The 14,823-nt window shown below is 63.1% G+C and carries 14 protein-coding genes; 5 read left to right on the top strand and 9 right to left on the bottom strand.

What is annotated here, in order from left to right; translation table 11 throughout:
• The first annotated feature begins 11 nt into the window (after positions 1–11).
• Complete coding sequence (ubiD, locus tag ACFWHB_RS21105) at positions 12–1,481, top strand: 4-hydroxy-3-polyprenylbenzoate decarboxylase (protein ID WP_025328827.1); 1,470 nt, start codon at positions 12–14, stop codon at positions 1,479–1,481.
• A 154-nt stretch (positions 1,482–1,635) separates the two neighbouring features.
• On the top strand, positions 1,636–2,334 hold the full coding sequence (gene fre, locus ACFWHB_RS21100; protein ID WP_025328826.1) for an NAD(P)H-flavin reductase: 699 nt from the start codon (positions 1,636–1,638) through the stop codon (positions 2,332–2,334).
• A gap of 171 nt (positions 2,335–2,505) precedes the next feature.
• Here the strand turns inward: fre and ACFWHB_RS21095 are convergent, their stop codons facing one another.
• Positions 2,506–2,763, bottom strand: a complete 258-nt coding sequence (locus tag ACFWHB_RS21095; RefSeq protein WP_025328825.1) for a ubiquinone biosynthesis accessory factor UbiK — start codon at positions 2,761–2,763, stop codon at positions 2,506–2,508.
• Positions 2,764–3,065: 302 nt separating this feature from the next.
• On the opposite strand from ACFWHB_RS21095, the gene ACFWHB_RS21090 reads away from it, so the two are divergent.
• Entirely contained in the window at positions 3,066–5,480 is a 2,415-nt protein-coding gene (locus ACFWHB_RS21090) for a VolA/Pla-1 family phospholipase (protein ID WP_395949188.1), read from the top strand.
• Positions 5,481–5,693: 213 nt separating this feature from the next.
• Here the strand turns inward: ACFWHB_RS21090 and glpG are convergent, their stop codons facing one another.
• The gene (glpG, locus tag ACFWHB_RS21085) at positions 5,694–6,527 is read right to left on the bottom strand and encodes a rhomboid family intramembrane serine protease GlpG (RefSeq protein WP_395950230.1); all 834 of its coding nucleotides are present in this window, start codon (positions 6,525–6,527) and stop codon (positions 5,694–5,696) included.
• A 29-nt stretch (positions 6,528–6,556) separates the two neighbouring features.
• The gene (glpE, locus tag ACFWHB_RS21080; RefSeq protein ID WP_025328822.1) at positions 6,557–6,880 is read right to left on the bottom strand and encodes a thiosulfate sulfurtransferase GlpE; all 324 of its coding nucleotides are present in this window, start codon (positions 6,878–6,880) and stop codon (positions 6,557–6,559) included.
• A 167-nt stretch (positions 6,881–7,047) separates the two neighbouring features.
• On the opposite strand from glpE, the gene ACFWHB_RS21075 reads away from it, so the two are divergent.
• A complete protein-coding gene (locus ACFWHB_RS21075; RefSeq protein ID WP_025328821.1) occupies positions 7,048–7,641 on the top strand; it encodes a LysE family translocator in 594 nt (197 codons plus the stop codon).
• Here the strand turns inward: ACFWHB_RS21075 and ACFWHB_RS21070 are convergent.
• The 6 genes from ACFWHB_RS21070 to ACFWHB_RS21045 form a co-directional block, all read right to left on the bottom strand.
• Entirely contained in the window at positions 7,620–8,465 is an 846-nt protein-coding gene (locus ACFWHB_RS21070) for an AraC family transcriptional regulator (protein WP_289981135.1), read from the bottom strand. The genes ACFWHB_RS21075 and ACFWHB_RS21070 overlap by 22 nt on opposite strands.
• Before the next feature lie 2 nt (positions 8,466–8,467).
• Entirely contained in the window at positions 8,468–9,169 is a 702-nt protein-coding gene (locus ACFWHB_RS21065) for an ABC transporter ATP-binding protein (RefSeq protein WP_106885413.1), read from the bottom strand.
• Positions 9,170–9,179: 10 nt separating this feature from the next.
• On the bottom strand, positions 9,180–9,965 hold the full coding sequence (livG, locus tag ACFWHB_RS21060; protein ID WP_106885414.1) for a high-affinity branched-chain amino acid ABC transporter ATP-binding protein LivG: 786 nt from the start codon (positions 9,963–9,965) through the stop codon (positions 9,180–9,182).
• On the bottom strand, positions 9,962–11,230 hold the full coding sequence (locus ACFWHB_RS21055) for a high-affinity branched-chain amino acid ABC transporter permease LivM (protein WP_162627384.1): 1,269 nt from the start codon (positions 11,228–11,230) through the stop codon (positions 9,962–9,964). Before ACFWHB_RS21055 ends, livG begins: the two co-directional genes overlap by 4 nt.
• Positions 11,230–12,156: a high-affinity branched-chain amino acid ABC transporter permease LivH gene (gene livH / locus ACFWHB_RS21050; RefSeq protein ID WP_111913037.1), complete on the bottom strand. Its 927-nt coding sequence runs from the start codon at positions 12,154–12,156 to the stop codon at positions 11,230–11,232. The genes ACFWHB_RS21055 and livH overlap by 1 nt, the downstream gene beginning before the upstream one ends.
• A gap of 66 nt (positions 12,157–12,222) precedes the next feature.
• The gene (locus tag ACFWHB_RS21045; protein ID WP_162520030.1) at positions 12,223–13,344 is read right to left on the bottom strand and encodes a branched-chain amino acid ABC transporter substrate-binding protein; all 1,122 of its coding nucleotides are present in this window, start codon (positions 13,342–13,344) and stop codon (positions 12,223–12,225) included.
• A 435-nt stretch (positions 13,345–13,779) separates the two neighbouring features.
• Here ACFWHB_RS21045 and ACFWHB_RS21040 point away from each other — a divergent pair, with 435 nt between their 5' ends.
• A complete protein-coding gene (locus ACFWHB_RS21040) occupies positions 13,780–14,784 on the top strand; it encodes a substrate-binding domain-containing protein (RefSeq protein ID WP_106885418.1) in 1,005 nt (334 codons plus the stop codon).
• Positions 14,785–14,823: the final 39 nt, after the last annotated feature.

Genomic DNA, 14,823 nt, shown 5'->3' with positions numbered 1-14,823 from the left:
AGGGTACCTGCATGAAATACAAGGACTTGCGTGATTTCATCGCGCAGCTGGAACAAACCGGACAGCTCAAGCGCATCAGCCGCGAGATAGACCCCTATCTGGAGATGACCGAGATCAGCGACCGCACCCTGCGTGCGGGCGGCCCGGCCCTGCTGTTCGAGAATCCCAAAGGCTACTCCATGCCGGTGCTGACCAACCTGTTCGGCACCCCGGATCGGGTCGCCATGGGCATGGGCCAGCCCAACGTCGGTGCCCTGCGCCAGGTAGGGGTCTGGCTCTCCTACCTGAAAGAGCCCGAGCCGCCCCGTGGTCTCAAGGAGCTGATGGAGAAGCTGCCCATCTTCAAGCAGGTGCTCAACATGCCGACCAAGCGGCTCTCCTCCGCCCCCTGTCAGCAGGTGGTGCTGGAGGGGGATGCGGTGGATCTGGACCAGATCCCCATCCAGCACTGCTGGCCCGGTGATGTGGCGCCCCTGGTGACCTGGGGGCTGACCATCACCCGAGGCCCCTACAAGAAGCGCCAGAACCTCGGCATCTACCGTCAGCAGAAGATCGGCAAGAACAAGCTCATCATGCGCTGGCTGGATCACCGCGGCGGCGCCATCGATTTTCGCGAGTGGCAGGAGGCCCACCCGGGTGAGCGTTTCCCGGTGGCGGTGGCGCTCGGCGCCGATCCTGCGACCATACTCGGCGCTGTGACGCCGGTGCCGGACAGCCTCTCCGAATACGCCTTCGCCGGCCTGCTGCGGGGCAGCCGCACCGAGGTGGTGAAGGCCCTGAGCTGTGATCTGGAGGTGCCCGCCAGCGCCGAAATCGTGCTGGAAGGCTATCTGGAGCCGGGGGAGATGGCACCCGAGGGTCCCTACGGGGATCACACCGGCTACTACAACGAGGTGGACGAGTTCCCGGTGTTCACCATCACCCACATGACAATGCGCCGCGATGCCATCTATCACAGCACCTACACCGGCCGTCCGCCCGATGAGCCGGCTGTGCTCGGGGTGGCGCTGAACGAGGTGTTCGTGCCGCTGCTGCAGAAGCAGTTCCCCGAAATCGTGGACTTCTACCTGCCGCCGGAAGGCTGCTCCTACCGAATGGCGGTGGTGACCATCAAGAAGCGCTATCCCGGCCATGCCAAGCGGGTGATGCTGGGGGTCTGGTCCTTCCTGCGCCAGTTCATGTATACCAAGTTCGTGATCGTCTGCGACGACGACATCAACGCCCGGGACTGGAAGGACGTGATCTGGGCCATCACCACCCGGATGGACCCGGCGCGGGACACCACCCTGATCGAACACACGCCCATCGACTATCTCGACTTCGCCTCGCCGGTCTCGGGGCTCGGCTCCAAGATGGGGCTGGATGCCACCAACAAGTGGCCGGGGGAGAGCAACCGGGAGTGGGGTCAGCCCATAGTCCAGGACGAGGCGGTGAAGCAGAAGATCGACGGGATCTGGGACGAGTTGAAGATCCTCGACTGAGCGACCCGCCCGGGCTGGCGGCCATGTCGACGCAAAAGTGCGGTATTGCCGTGCCGAATTGGGTATGCTCGACTGACTTGACCACAAGCTGGTCGCCAGAAAACAGTGAAACCATGAGCGAAGCGGGCCGGGCAGGCCCCTCACAAGGACAAGAATGCAACGTATCAAGTGCCGCGTAGAGGAACTGCGCGAATATGTCGACACCATCTGGCACGTGGCCCTGACGCCGCAGCAAGCGGTGAGCTTCAAGCCTGGCCAGTATCTGCTGGTGGTGATGAGCGATTCGGACAAGCGCCCCTTCTCCATCGCCAACTCGCCGACCCGCTCCGGTGTGCTGGAGCTGCAGATCGGTGCCACCCCGGAGAACGCCTACGCCGGTCAGGTGCTGGCCCGCATGCGCGAGCAGGGGGAGATCGAGATCGAGCTGGCGGCGGGCAAGGCCTTCCTGCGTGACGAATCGCCGCGCCCCCTGATCCTGATGGCGGGTGGTACCGGCTTCTCCTACGCCCGCGCCATCCTGGAGTATCTGATCGATACCGGCAGCAAGCGCCCGGTGTTCCTCTACTGGGGCGTGCGCCAGGCGCACTGGCTCTATGAACAGGGGCTGATGCAGCAGTGGGAGCGCGACTATGCGCCGCTGACCTTCATCCCCGTGGTGCAGGAGCCACAAGCGGACTGGACCGGCAAGACCGGCCTGGTGCACAAGGCCATCATGGATGACTTCGTCAGCCTGCATGACTACGACATCTATGTGGCCGGTCGCTTCGAGATGGCGGGTGCCGCCCGCGAGGAGTTCAAGGTGCTGGGTGCCGAGCCAGAGCGCATCTTCGGCGACGCCTACGAGTTCATCTGATCACCGTCTACCCGAGGAACGCCGATCCCCTCCCTTCTCCCCTCGCGGGAGAAGGGGTGGGATGAGCAAACTGGTTTGCCAGCCCGTATCGGCTCCCCCTTGGGCATCAGAAACAACAAACCCCAGCCTGGCTGGGGTTTGTTTTATGTGCCGACGGGACGTCGAGCCGTATTACTCGCCCTTGGCGCCGAGCTGCTGTTCCAGCTGAGCCAGCTTGGCCTCGAGAGCGGTCAGCTTCTCCCGGGTGCGCAGCAGCACCTTGGTCTGCACATCAAACTCTTCGCGGCTCACCAGATCCAGCTTGTTCAGCTGGGCCTGCAGCACCTGACGGGTCTTCTTCTCCACCTCTTCACCCATGCTGCGAATGCCGGGCGGCAGGGCGTTGTGTATCTGTTTGGCGATCTCTTCCAGTTTTTTCGGGTCGATCATGGGGTTCTCCTTAAGCAATGGCGCCATTCTACCGACAAATCCCCCCCTTTGCCGAGATCGGGGTGGCTTTTTGCGCCACTGACGCTGAAAGGTTCTGGTCGGGTCTGGTGATAAGGGGAAGGCTGTTACCCTCTGGCGCCGGGGATCAATTCCAATTCCTTGATGTTGTACACAAAAAAATCAGATCAGATGACCGACCAGAGGCTTATTAATTGTTGCGTTGCTGTTAATATGACTCGGTCGGGTTTGGACCCTACCCCGTCAGGCTCATCATGGATAACAACATATAAAGAGATAAGGATATGAAAAAGAAGCTAATTTACGCGGCAGTCGTCAGTGCGCTGCTGAGCGGTTGTGGTGGCAGTGACGAAAACAAAGGCGATACCTCAAGCTATCTCGATTATCTGCTGAGCGGTACCAATGCGGCGCGCCCCAGCGCCCTGGCCGCCCGTGCCAGTGACGGCACCCTGAAGTTCTCGACCGAAACGGCCGATCTCTCCAATCCAGTCTCAGCCCTCTCCACCCTGGATGGCTGGTCCACTACCCAGGCGATCCAGATAGTGCCAGTGACTGCCTCGGGCATCACAGTCAAGGCGCCGTCCGCCGCCGAATTCGGTGCCTCAGTGGCCCCGCTCTACCTGCTGGAGCTGGAGTTCGACAGCGCCGCCCTGCGCCCGAGTGGCGTGAAGAAGGTGCTGACCTACGGGGTGGACTTCGTGGTCGCCGAGTCGGCGGGCAAGCTGAACCTGGTGCCGCTCAAGCCGCTCAATCCCTCTTCCTACTACATGATAGTGGCGACCGATTCGCTCAAGGACAGCAGCGGCAACCCCCTGCGGGCGGGCAGCGACTATAGCAACTACAAGAGCACCACCGGCAGCAATGCCCAGGAGCAGACCATCAGCGGCCTGATCGCGCTGCAGGAAGGGTTGTTCAAGGCGGCCACCGGCATCACCAGCGATCACGTGATCTTCTCCGACTGGTTCGGTACCCAGTCCGGTGCCGATGTGCTGGTGGCGGTGAAGGGCGCGGCCGCTTCCGTGCTCAAGAGCCCGACCCTGGACGCAGCCGCCCTGTGGAAGCAGGATGCCCTGGGCAACACCAGCCTGCCCGGCACCTACACCCTGGCCGTGACCGGTAGCAATACCTTCCTGACCCAGCTGGATGCGGAACAGTTCCTGCCGCAAGAGCAGAAAGATGCCATTGCCGCAGCCTTCGGCACCGGCACCCCGCTTAACGGCCTGGCCAAGGCGGCCACCGTCTACAGCGGTACCGTCAAGCTGCCCTACTTCCTCTCCTCTCCGGCCACCGCCGGCTCCTGGGACAAGGCCAGGACCCAGTCCTGGCATGGTGCCATCCCCAGCCTCTATGCCATCGCCAATGCGCTGAAGGCACAGGATGCCGAGGTGATCGGCGGTCTGGTGGGCGCCGGTGTGGATCCGGCCCTACTGGGCGAGCTCATCGCCGAGCCCAGCCGTCAGGCCGAGCTGCTGGCGGAGGCGAGCAAGCTGATCGGGGTGACCCTCACCTCCGGCGGCAAGGCGCTGGATCCCGAGATGAACATAGGCCGCTTCAACCCGCTGCCCAAGCTGGAAGAGGTGCAGTCCGTGCCGATGCGGATCTTCGCCGCGGCACCGCTGACAGCCATCACGGATGTGATCATCTATCAGCACGGCGTCACCTCGGTGAAGGAGAACGCCTACGCCCTAGCGCTGGGTCAGATCGGTGCCGGTGCCCAGGCGAGCAAGAATGTGGCTGTGGTGGTGATCGATCATCCACTGCATGGGGAGCGTGGCTTCGCCCTGACCGGTGGTCCGGACTCGGTGACCACCTCCGACAACCCGACCCCCTACCTGAACCTGAGCTACCTGACGGTGGCGCGGGACAACCTGAAACAGAGCGTGGCGGATCTGCTGGGCCTGCGTCTGGCGGTGGGTCTGGCCAATGCCAAGGGTGCTATCGGTCAGAAGGGCCTCAAGGTGCACTTCCTGGGTCACTCCCTGGGTGCCATCGCCGGGGCCAACCTGCTGGCGGTGGCCAACCAGCCCATCGGCAACGCCCAGGCGGATGCCCTGTTCAAGTTCACCACCGGCGGCCTGGCCATGCCGGGTGGCGGCATAGCCCCGCTGCTGCTGAACTCGCCGACCTTCGGCCCGACCATCCAGATGAGCGTGCTGACCGGTGGCAGTGCTGCCCTGAAGACGGCTTTCACCGCCTATGCGCCGAACTGCAAGACGGCGGCGCCGACCTGCTTCGTCAACGAGTTCCTGCCGAGCCTGGACGCCGCCACCCAGGCGAGCGCGGCCGGTACCCTGCAGAGCTACAGCTTCGCGGCCCAGTCGGTGCTGGATTCGGCGGATCCGATCAACCTGGGTCGCGGCATAGCGGCGGGCTTCCCGCTGTTTGCCACCGAAGTCGTCGGCGACGGCGCCCTGAGCCTGTCGGATCGGGTTATCCCGAACAGCATTGCCACCGCCCCCCTGGGTGGCACCGAGCCGCTGTTCAAGGTGCTGGCCCTGCAACCCCTGAGCGCGACCGGTGCGGCCAACCACCACGCCACCCGCTTCGTGGCAGGTGGTCACAGCTCGCTGCTGGCACCGGATGAGAACTTCGATCCGACCGGCGCCGTCACCTCAGAGATGCAGACCCAGTTCGGCAGCTTCTTCGCGAGCGGCGGTACTGCGGTCAAGGTGACCGACGCCAGCCTGCTCAAGCAGTAAACCAGCTGGATAATAAAAACGCCGCCCTTAGGGGCGGCGTTTTGTTTTTGGGGTAATAGCGGTGGGCTGACTGTAGCAAACGCCTCACGCCGGTCTGTGATGCCTGTCCAGCCAGCCTTGCAGCAGGCCGCGACCAGCAGACCGACCAGATGCGCCATGTTGGCGGTCGCTCTGGCTGCCGAGCAGGTCGAAAGACTTGCCGACAACCAGGTCTCACGCCGGTCTGTGATGCCTGTCCAGCCAGCCTTGCAGCAGACCGGCCAGCAGACCGACCAGATGGGCCATGTTGGCGGTGGGAGTGCCGAGCATGTCGAAGAAGCCGAGCACCAGCCAGATCAGCATGAAGCCCATCAGGGCCGGCGGCATGGTGAGGCCGCAGGCAGGCTGCAGTCTGGCCCGCATCCAGCTGTAGCCGAGCAGGGCATAGACCACCCCGGAGAGGCCGCCAAAGCGCGGGCCGCTCACGAAGAACTCGGCGATATTGGGTAATGCTGCGCCAACGATGAGCAGGATAAACAGCTTGCCGCTGCCGAGCCGCTGCTCGATCTGGCCGCCGAGATACCACCACCACAGCAGGTTGAACACCAGGTGCAGCACCGAGAAGTGGATAAAGGCCGGGGTGACGTAGCGCCAGGCCTGCCAGTCGGTGAACTGGGCCAGGGTCGGGTGGAACGCCAGCTCGTCGAAGATGGGCAGGCCTATGGCGTCGAGGGCATAGATGGCCAGGCAGGCGATGATGACCACCAGGGTCAGGGGGCCTGCCTGATGGAGGAAGTCGGTGACGGGATCCGTCATCCCCTTGCTGTAGTCGATGCGGGCATCCGCCCGGCCGGACTGCCAGGAGGCTTCCATGTAGCGGGGGTGGTTGGGCTCGGCCAGGAAGCGCTTCACCTCCAGCTGGGCCTGGGCGAGGCGCTGCTCGTTCGCCAGCCAGACGGAGACGCCGAGCTCGGACTGGGTCAGCTCGCACGAGATGCCCAGGGTGGCGAGGTAATCCACCAGCGTCTGGGCCATGCGGGCGTCACCCAGTACCAGCAGCTGGATCATGCCGGCCGGGGAGGAGTGGCCCGCCCCTGTCATGCGTCGCCTGCCTGGATCGGGAACTCCCTGCGCCAGGCCTCGAAGCCGCCGTCCAGGCTGTAGACGGCGTCATAGCCCTGTTGCAGCAGATACTGGGCCGCCCCCTGGCTGCTGTTGCCGTGATAGCACATCACTATGACGGGGGTGTCGAAGTCCACCTCGTTCATGAAGCGAACCAGGGAACCGTTGGTGAGGTGGAAGGCGCCGACCGCGTGGGCCGTCTCGAAGGATTGGGGATCACGAATGTCCACGAGACGGGCCTCACCGGCCTCCAGCTTCTGGTGGGCATCCTGGGCGCTGATATGGGCAAACTGGTCCATTGAGATGTCCTGCAAATAGATGATTGAGGGCCAGTTTACCGCAAGCCGTGGCTAGCGCTAAGCCCGCAATGTGCCTTGCCATGTGCCGCGGGATCGCAATTTCCTTCAATATCGGCCCGGGCGGGCCGGATAGGCTGGTGGCTCAATCCTTTGCGTGAGCATCATCCATGGAAATCAGTCTGTTGTTGTCCATGTCCGGGTTTGCCCTGGCCATGTCCATCTCCCCGGGGCCAGTCAACCTGGTCGCCCTCGGCACAGGTGCCCGCTACGGCTTCCCGGCCAGCCTGCGCCACGTGGTGGGAGCAACCCTCGGCTTCATCCTGCTGCTCCTGCTGATGGGGCTGGGCCTCGGCGGTGCCCTGTCCCGGTGGCCGGTGGCGGCGGGCGCCATCCACTGGGGCGGCGTGCTCTTTCTCTGTTACATGGCCTGGCAGCTGCTGGTGGACAGGGGGCAGCTGGAGCGGGTCGAGGGGGCGCCACCCGCCTTCTGGTACGGGGCCCTGATGCAGTGGCTCAACCCCAAGGCCTGGCTGGCGGCCAGCATGGGGATGGGGGCCTACGGCGTCGCGGGCGGGCTGGGGCAGATAGCCCTGTTTACCTCTGTCTATCTGGTGATCTGCCTCGGCTCAATCGCCTGCTGGGCCTATGCCGGCAGTTGCATGCAGGGGCTGCTGCTGGTGCCTCGCCGACTGCGCTGGTTCAACCGGGCCATGGCACTCTTGCTGCTGCTCAGCGCCGCCTATCTGGTGCGTTCAGCCTGACGGGCGAGCTGGGTCCTGTACTGGCCCGGGGTGGCGGCGACCCGGCGTTTGAACTGGCGCTGGAAGTGGGCCTGATCCGCAAAGCCGCTGGCCAGGGCGACCTCGGCCAGGGGCTGCCCCTGTTTGAGCAGGGTGCGGGCGTGGCGGATGCGCCTGTCCAGCAGATAGGCGTGGGGGGTCATGCCGTAATGCTGGCTGAAGGCGCGCACGAAGTGGGAGGGGGTGAGCCCGGCAACGGCGCTCAGCTGTGACAGGCTGAGGGGGCTGGCGCTGTCGTCCTGCATCAGCTCGGCGGCCCGCTGCAGGTGCTGGGGCGGGCGATCGTCCCAGCGTGCCGGGGTGAGCCTGGCCAGCAACTGGCGACTGAACAGGTGGCAGGCCACCTCGCGGGCCAGGGGATCCGGCGCCTGCACCAACTGGTGATGGAGGTGCTGCAAGCCCTGGTAGAGCAGGGGATCCCGGCTCGCCGTCATGTCGAAGGGCCTAAACTCGCTGCCGAGGCCGGCCTCCTCCTGCTGGCTGCGCAGCCAGTCGGTGTCGAGGTAGAACATCAGATAGGACCAGGGCTGGTCGGCGATGGGGTTGCAGGCGTGCACCTCCTCCGGATTCATCAGCACCAGGGAACCCGGGCCGACCTCCTGAAGGCTCCGCTGGTTGAGGTAGTGGCTGTGGCCGCCGGTGATGGCGCCGATGGAGAAGTGGGCGTGGCTGTGCTTGTCGTAGCAGACGTGGCGGCCATCCTGCACCGCCCGCGCCTCAATGAAGGGCAGGGCAGGGTCGTGCCAGAAGCTGTGTCTGTCCGGCCCTGCCTCTGTCCTGCTCATGATCAGCCGCCGAGATAGGCCTGGCGCACTGCCGGGTTGGCGAGCAGGGCCGCCCCCGTGTCTTGCAGCACCACCCGGCCGTTTTCCAGCACATAGCCCCGATCCGCCAGCTTGAGCGCCTGGTTGGCGTTCTGCTCCACCAGGAAGATGGTCATCCCCTTCTGGCGCAGCTGCTCTATGGTGTCGAAGATCTGCTGGATGATGATGGGGGCCAGCCCCAGGGAGGGTTCGTCCAGCAGCAGCAGGCGCGGCTTGCTCATCAGGGCCCGGCCTATGGCCAGCATCTGCTGTTCGCCGCCGGACATGGTGCCCGCCCGCTGCTCCAGCCGCTCGTGCAGCCGGGGGAACATGGTGAACACCTGATCCAGCAGGGCAGGTTGCTCGGCCTTGTCGACGAAGAAGGCCCCCATCAGCAGGTTCTCCTGCACCGTCAGGCGGGCGAAGATGCGGCGCCCCTCAGGCACCACGGCGATGTCCTTGCGCATGATGCGGGCGGTGCTGAGGGAGTCTATCTGCTCCCCCTCGAACCAGATGCTGCCGCTGCTGGGCTTGGGTTCGCCGCAGAGCGTCATCAGCAGGGTGGTCTTGCCGGCGCCGTTGGCGCCGATCAGGGTGACGATTTCCCCCTCTTTTATCTCGACGCTGACGTCGTGCAGCGCCTGGATCTTGCCGTAGTGGGTCGATACGTTGCGAAGTTCTAACATCTTGATTTCCTTACGACTCGCCCAGATAGGCCTTGATCACGGCCGGGTTGTTGCGGATCTCGTCCGGTTTGCCATGGGCCAGCGGGGTGCCCTGATTCACCACGAAGATACGGTTGGAGATCTCCATTACCAGCTTCATATCGTGCTCTATCAACAATACTGACACGCCAAACTCGTCCCTCAGGTTGGAGATGAGGTCGTTGAGCTCGTCGGTCTCGTGCGGGTTGAGGCCGGCGGCCGGCTCATCCAGCATCAGCAGCTCGGGCCGGGTCGCCATGCAGCGGGCGATCTCGAGCCGGCGTTGCTGACCATAGGCCAGGTTGCCGGCGGGGCGGTTGGCGAGATCCTTGAGACCCACCTTCTCCAGCCAGAAGGCGGACTGCTCCAGCCCCTCTTTCTCGGCGCGGCGGAAGCTCGGGGTCTTGAACAGCCCGGCGATGAAGCCGGTATTGAGATGCCTGTGCTGGGCCACCAGCAGGTTCTCCACCGCCGTCATCTCCTTGAACAGGCGCACGTGCTGGAAGGTGCGCACTATGCCCTTGCGGGCGATGAGGTGGCCGGGCAGCCCCTGGATCTCCTCGCCACGGTAGCGGATGGTACCGCCGGTCGGGCGGTAGAAACCGGTCAGGCAGTTGAAGATGGTGGTCTTGCCCGCCCCGTTGGGGCCAATGATGGAGATCACCTCGCCCTTGTCCACATCCAGCTTGACGCCGTTGACCGCCAGCAGGCCGCCGAAGCGCATAGACAGGTCAGAGACGTCGAGCAATTTGTTGTTGGTATTGTTCAGCTTGCTCATTTGCGCAGCTCCATATGGGGTCGGCTCATGGGCAGCAGTCCCTGCGGCCGCCAGATCATCATGAACACCATCAAGAGGCCGAACATCAGCATGCGGTACTCGTTGAACTCACGGGCCAGCTCCGGCAGTACCGTCATGACGATGGCTGCCAGCACCACCCCGATCTGGGAGCCCATGCCGCCCAGCACCACGATCGCCAGGACTATGGCCGACTCGATGAAGACGAAGGACTCCGGGCTGATGAAGCCCTGGCGCGAGGCGAAGAAGCTGCCGGCGAAGCCCGCGAAGCAGGCGCCTATGGTGAAGGCGGTCAGCTTGATGATGGTGGGGTTGAGCCCCAGGGACTTGCAGGCGATCTCGTCTTCCCGCAGCGCTTCCCAGGCACGGCCCAGCGGCATGCGCAGCAGGCGGTTGATGACGAACAGGGTCGCCACCACCAGCACCAGCGCCATCAGGTAGAGGAAGATCACCTTGTGGTTGGCGTTGTAGGCGATGCCGAAGAAGTCGTGGAAGGTGCCAAAGCCCCCGTCCTTGACGGTGCGGTTGAACTCCAGGCCGCCCAGGGTCGGCTTGGGAATGCCGGAGATCCCGTTCGGGCCGCCGGTCAGAGTGGTCATGTTGTTGAGCAGGATGCGGATGATCTCGCCAAAGCCCAGGGTGACTATGGCCAGATAGTCCCCCCGCAGCCGCAACACAGGGAAGCCGAGCAGGAAGCCGAAGGTGGCCGCCATCAGGCCGGCGATGGGCAGGCACTCCCAGAAGCTCAGGCCGAAGTAGGTGTTGAGCAGGGCGTAGCTGTAGGCGCCGACCGCGTAGAAGCCGACGTAACCGAGATCCAGCAGGCCGGCGAGGCCCACCACCACGTTCAGCCCCAGCCCCAGCATGATGTAGATCAGCGCCAGGGTGGCGAGATCGATGGCACCACGGGACGCCATGAAGGGCCAGCTGACCGCAAACAACAGCACCAGGATGGCGGTGAGGTTGTAGAGCTTTGGCGCCTCCTCCGGGCTCGGCAGCACCAGCTTGGTGAAGCCGACGGAGAAGCCGCTGATGGAGGCCTGGAACAGGCGACTGATCTGGCCGCGCAGCATCTGGAACCAGAAGACGATGGTGGCGCCCCCCAGCAGCCAGGCCAGGGAGACATCGAGCCGGCTCACCACCAGCAGGCGGGAGCCATCGGTCTCCAGCTTGAAGCCGAGCAGCCAGAAGGAGAGCACCAGCAGCATCAGGCTGGCGATGCAGGCATGGATAAATTGACGTTTCATCAGACTTTCTCCACTTCCGGACGGCCGAGAATGCCGGTGGGCATGAAGAGCAACACGAAGATGAGCAGGGCGAAGGCCATCACATCCTTGTACTCGGTGCTGAGGTAACCGGCGGTGAGCGCCTCGACCACGCCGAGCAGCAGGCCGCCGATCACGGCGCCAGGAATGCTGCCGATGCCGCCCAATACCGCTGCCGTAAACGCCTTGAGACCGGCCATAAAGCCGAGATAGGGGTTGATGACACCGTAATACATGCCGAGCAGCACGCCCGCGACGGCGGCCAGGGCGGCCCCCAGCACGAAGGTGATGGAGATGACCACATGGGTATCTATGCCCAGCAGGTTGGCCATCTTGATGTCTTCCGAACAGGCGCGACAGGCGCGGCCCATGCGGGAGCGGTTGATGAACTGGGTCAGCGCCAGCATGGTGATGAAGGTCACCACGAAGATGATGAGCTGCATGTAGGAGAGGCTGGCCTGGAAGCCCTCCTCACCGCCCAGGGTCCAACCCCCGGAGATCAGGGTGGGCATGGCGATATCGCGCGAGCCCTGTGCCATTCGCATCATGTTCTGCAAGAAGATCGACATGCCGATGGCGGAGATGAGGGGGATGAGGCGATTGCCGCCCCGCAGCGGGCGATAGGCGACCCGCTCTATGGTCCAGCCATAGCTGCCTGTGATGAGGATACTGATCAGAAAGGCGCCGCCCAGCAGCAGCACTGTGCTGTCGATGCCCATCATCATGAGCCCGGCCATCACCATGAAGGCGACATAGGAGCCGATCATGTAAACCTCGCCGTGGGCGAAGTTGATCATGCCTATGATGCCGTAGACCATGGTGTAGCCGATGGCGATCAACGCATAGGTGCTACCTATGGTTAACCCGTTCAGCAGCTGCTGAACCAGATAAAGAAGGTGTTCGGACATACTGCGTTCCCTGTACTTGCCCGCAAAGAAAGGAGGGGGTGACGCTTGTCACCCCCGACCGGCAGATTATTTGAGTTGAGTGGAGGTACCGTCGGCGTGCCATTGGAAGACACCGAACTCGAAGCCCTTCAGGTCACCATTCGGTGCCCAGGTCAGGGGACCCATGACGGTGTCGATCGGTGCGGCCTTCATGGCGGCAGCCACGGCAGCGGGATCATCCTCGCCCGCCTTGGCGATACCGGCTGCCAGAGCTTGCATGGCCGCGTAGGTGGTCCAGACGAAGGGGCCCGAGGAGTCCTGACCCTTGGCCTTGAAGGCTTCCACTATGGAGGCGTTGGCAGGCAGCAGGTCGTACTTGTTCGGCAGGGTGACCAGCAGGCCTTCGGAGGCCGGGCCGCCGATGGCGGAGATGTCCTTGTTACCCACACCTTCCGGGCCCATGAACTTGGCTTTCAGACCCTTCTCGCCAGCCTGGCGCAGGATCAGGCCCAGCTCCGGGTGGTAGCCGCCGTAGTAGACGAAGTCCACGTTCTCTTTCTGCAGCTTGGCGATCAGGGCGGAGAAGTCCTTGTCCCCGGCAGTGATGCCTTCGAATGCCACTACCTTGACGCCAGCCTTGTCCAGCGCCGCCTTGACGCTGGAGGCGATGCCTTCACCGTACTGCTTCTTGTCGTGGATGACGGCCACGCGCTGGGGTTTGACCTGCTCGATGATGTACTTGGCGGCGGTCGGGCCCTGGTCGCTGTCCAGGCCAATGGTGCGCATGGTCAGCTGGTAGCCACGCTCGGTGATCTTGGGGTTGGTGGAGGCCGGGGTCACCATCAGCACACCTTCATCTTCATAGATGTCGGAGGCGGGCAGGGTGTTGTCTGAGCAGAGGTGGCCGACCACGAACTTGACGCCGTCGTTGATCACCTTGTTGGCGATGGCCACGGCCTGCTTGGGATCGCAGGCGTCGTCATAGATGACGGCTTCGATCTGTTTGCCCTTGATGCCGCCCGCCTTGTTGATCTGCTCGACCGCCATCTTGCCGCCGGTGAACTGCATGTCACCGTACTGGGCGACCGGGCCGGTCAGGGGGCCGGCGATGCCAATCTTGATGGTATCGGCCGCATTGGCCATGGAGACTGATCCAAACAGAGCCAAAGAAACCGCTGCCCTGACTGCCATTTTGCTCAAGTTATTCATTGATTCGTCCCTTAATCAGTGGATTGTTTCATTTTCCGTGTGTCATTCCGAGCCTGTGTCCCGCCAGCCCGGCAATAGATAAGGTTCTATCATTCCTCGCCGTGCAATAACAAGATGTTAAAGATACTAACCGGAACGGCTTGGGTAGGGCTTTTATGAAACAAATGCCCTGCTTAAGTTTTTATTTTGGAGTTTAATATCGCGAATGTCGATTAACATACTGACAACAAATTGTCACGGTGACAATTTGCAGAGTAAAAAACTGACGATATTTCATTCTGCGTCCGCTCTCATTTTGACCAAATTCCGTTTGCGCAAAAAGAAATGACCGCCTAGATTAGCCAAGATTGACAATTCGCTGGCAGCTCTCGTTAAAACCAAGCCTTTATTCGGGAAATCTGCTACTGTTCCGCCTTTGTTATTCAGGAGACAGAGATGGCCACTATCAAGGATGTCGCCTCCAGGGCAGGCGTATCCATCTCCACCGTCTCACATGTACTCAATCACACCCGTCGGGTCAGCGAAGATGCAACCCAGAAAGTGCTTGAGGCGGTGGCAGAACTCAACTACGCGCCCAATTCGGTAGCGCGCAGCCTCAAGATCAACTCGACCAAGACCATAGGCATGCTGGTCACCACCAGTGCCAACCCCTTCTTTGCGGAAGTGGTGCAAGGGGTGGAAGCCTACTGCTTCGAACAGGGTTACAGCCTGATCCTGTGCAACACCGAGAACCAGCCCCCCCGTCAGCAGCACTATCTGCGCATGCTGATGGAGAAGCGGGTCGATGGCTTGCTGGTGCTGGGGACCGACATCGACACCCCGCTGCGGGACATGCTGCGGATCCACAAGAACGTGCCCCAGGTGGTACTGGACTGGGGAACCGAGTGCGACTTTGCCAACGTGATCAACGACAACGCCCGCATAGGTGCGCGCCTGGCCGTGCGTCATCTGCTGGAGCAGGGTCACACCGAGATCGTCTGCATCACGGGCCAGATCGACAAGCCGACCACCCAGCAGCGGCTGGATGGGGTGCGTGACGCCCTGGGCGAGCATGGCCTGACCCTGAAGGACGAACAGATCTTCGAAGGGGACTACGAGAGCCAGAGCGGCTACGACGCCATGCAGCGGATCCTGGCCCTCAAGCCCCGCCCGACGGCGGTGTTTGCCTTCGACGATCCCATGGCCATAGGTGCCATCTGCGCCGCCTGGGAAGCCGGGGTCAAGGTGCCGGACGACATCTCCATGATCGGCTACGACGACGTGGAGATGGCGCGCTTCTCCAGCCCGCCGCTCACCACCATTCGCCACCCCAAGGCCGAGCTGGGCCTGCTGGCGGTGCAGCATCTGGTGAGCCGGATCCGCAACAAGGCCCTGGAAGTCGAGTCCATGACGGTTCAGCCTGAGCTGATCGTTCGTCGCTCGGTCAAGTCCCTGCGCTGATCGCCACTTCGGTTGTCCCCAAACCCCCTCCCTCGCGAG

The organism is Aeromonas mytilicola subsp. aquatica, assembly GCF_044336385.1.
Taxonomy (GTDB): Bacteria; Pseudomonadota; Gammaproteobacteria; order Enterobacterales; family Aeromonadaceae; genus Aeromonas; species Aeromonas rivipollensis.
Note: the sequence above shows the minus strand (reverse complement) of the source record. Positions and strands in the feature narration are given on the sequence as shown.

Excerpts from the sequence above, each read along its gene's own strand:
- ACFWHB_RS21040 (WP_106885418.1), top strand. The coding sequence starts at position 13,780 with ATGGCCACTATCAAGGATGTCGCCTCCAGGGCAGGCGTATCCATCTCC.
- fre (WP_025328826.1), top strand. The coding sequence starts at position 1,636 with ATGCAACGTATCAAGTGCCGCGTAGAGGAACTGCGCGAATATGTCGAC.
- ACFWHB_RS21090 (WP_395949188.1), top strand. The coding sequence starts at position 3,066 with ATGAAAAAGAAGCTAATTTACGCGGCAGTCGTCAGTGCGCTGCTGAGC.
- glpG (WP_395950230.1), bottom strand. The coding sequence starts at position 6,527 with ATGATCCAGCTGCTGGTACTGGGTGACGCCCGCATGGCCCAGACGCTG.
- ACFWHB_RS21045 (WP_162520030.1), bottom strand. The coding sequence starts at position 13,344 with ATGAATAACTTGAGCAAAATGGCAGTCAGGGCAGCGGTTTCTTTGGCT.
- glpE (WP_025328822.1), bottom strand. The coding sequence starts at position 6,880 with ATGGACCAGTTTGCCCATATCAGCGCCCAGGATGCCCACCAGAAGCTG.
- livH (WP_111913037.1), bottom strand. The coding sequence starts at position 12,156 with ATGTCCGAACACCTTCTTTATCTGGTTCAGCAGCTGCTGAACGGGTTA.
- ACFWHB_RS21095 (WP_025328825.1), bottom strand. The coding sequence starts at position 2,763 with ATGATCGACCCGAAAAAACTGGAAGAGATCGCCAAACAGATACACAAC.
- ACFWHB_RS21065 (WP_106885413.1), bottom strand. The coding sequence starts at position 9,169 with ATGTTAGAACTTCGCAACGTATCGACCCACTACGGCAAGATCCAGGCG.
- ACFWHB_RS21075 (WP_025328821.1), top strand. The coding sequence starts at position 7,048 with ATGGAAATCAGTCTGTTGTTGTCCATGTCCGGGTTTGCCCTGGCCATG.
- ubiD (WP_025328827.1), top strand. The coding sequence starts at position 12 with ATGAAATACAAGGACTTGCGTGATTTCATCGCGCAGCTGGAACAAACC.
- livG (WP_106885414.1), bottom strand. The coding sequence starts at position 9,965 with ATGAGCAAGCTGAACAATACCAACAACAAATTGCTCGACGTCTCTGAC.
- ACFWHB_RS21070 (WP_289981135.1), bottom strand. The coding sequence starts at position 8,465 with ATGAGCAGGACAGAGGCAGGGCCGGACAGACACAGCTTCTGGCACGAC.
- ACFWHB_RS21055 (WP_162627384.1), bottom strand. The coding sequence starts at position 11,230 with ATGAAACGTCAATTTATCCATGCCTGCATCGCCAGCCTGATGCTGCTG.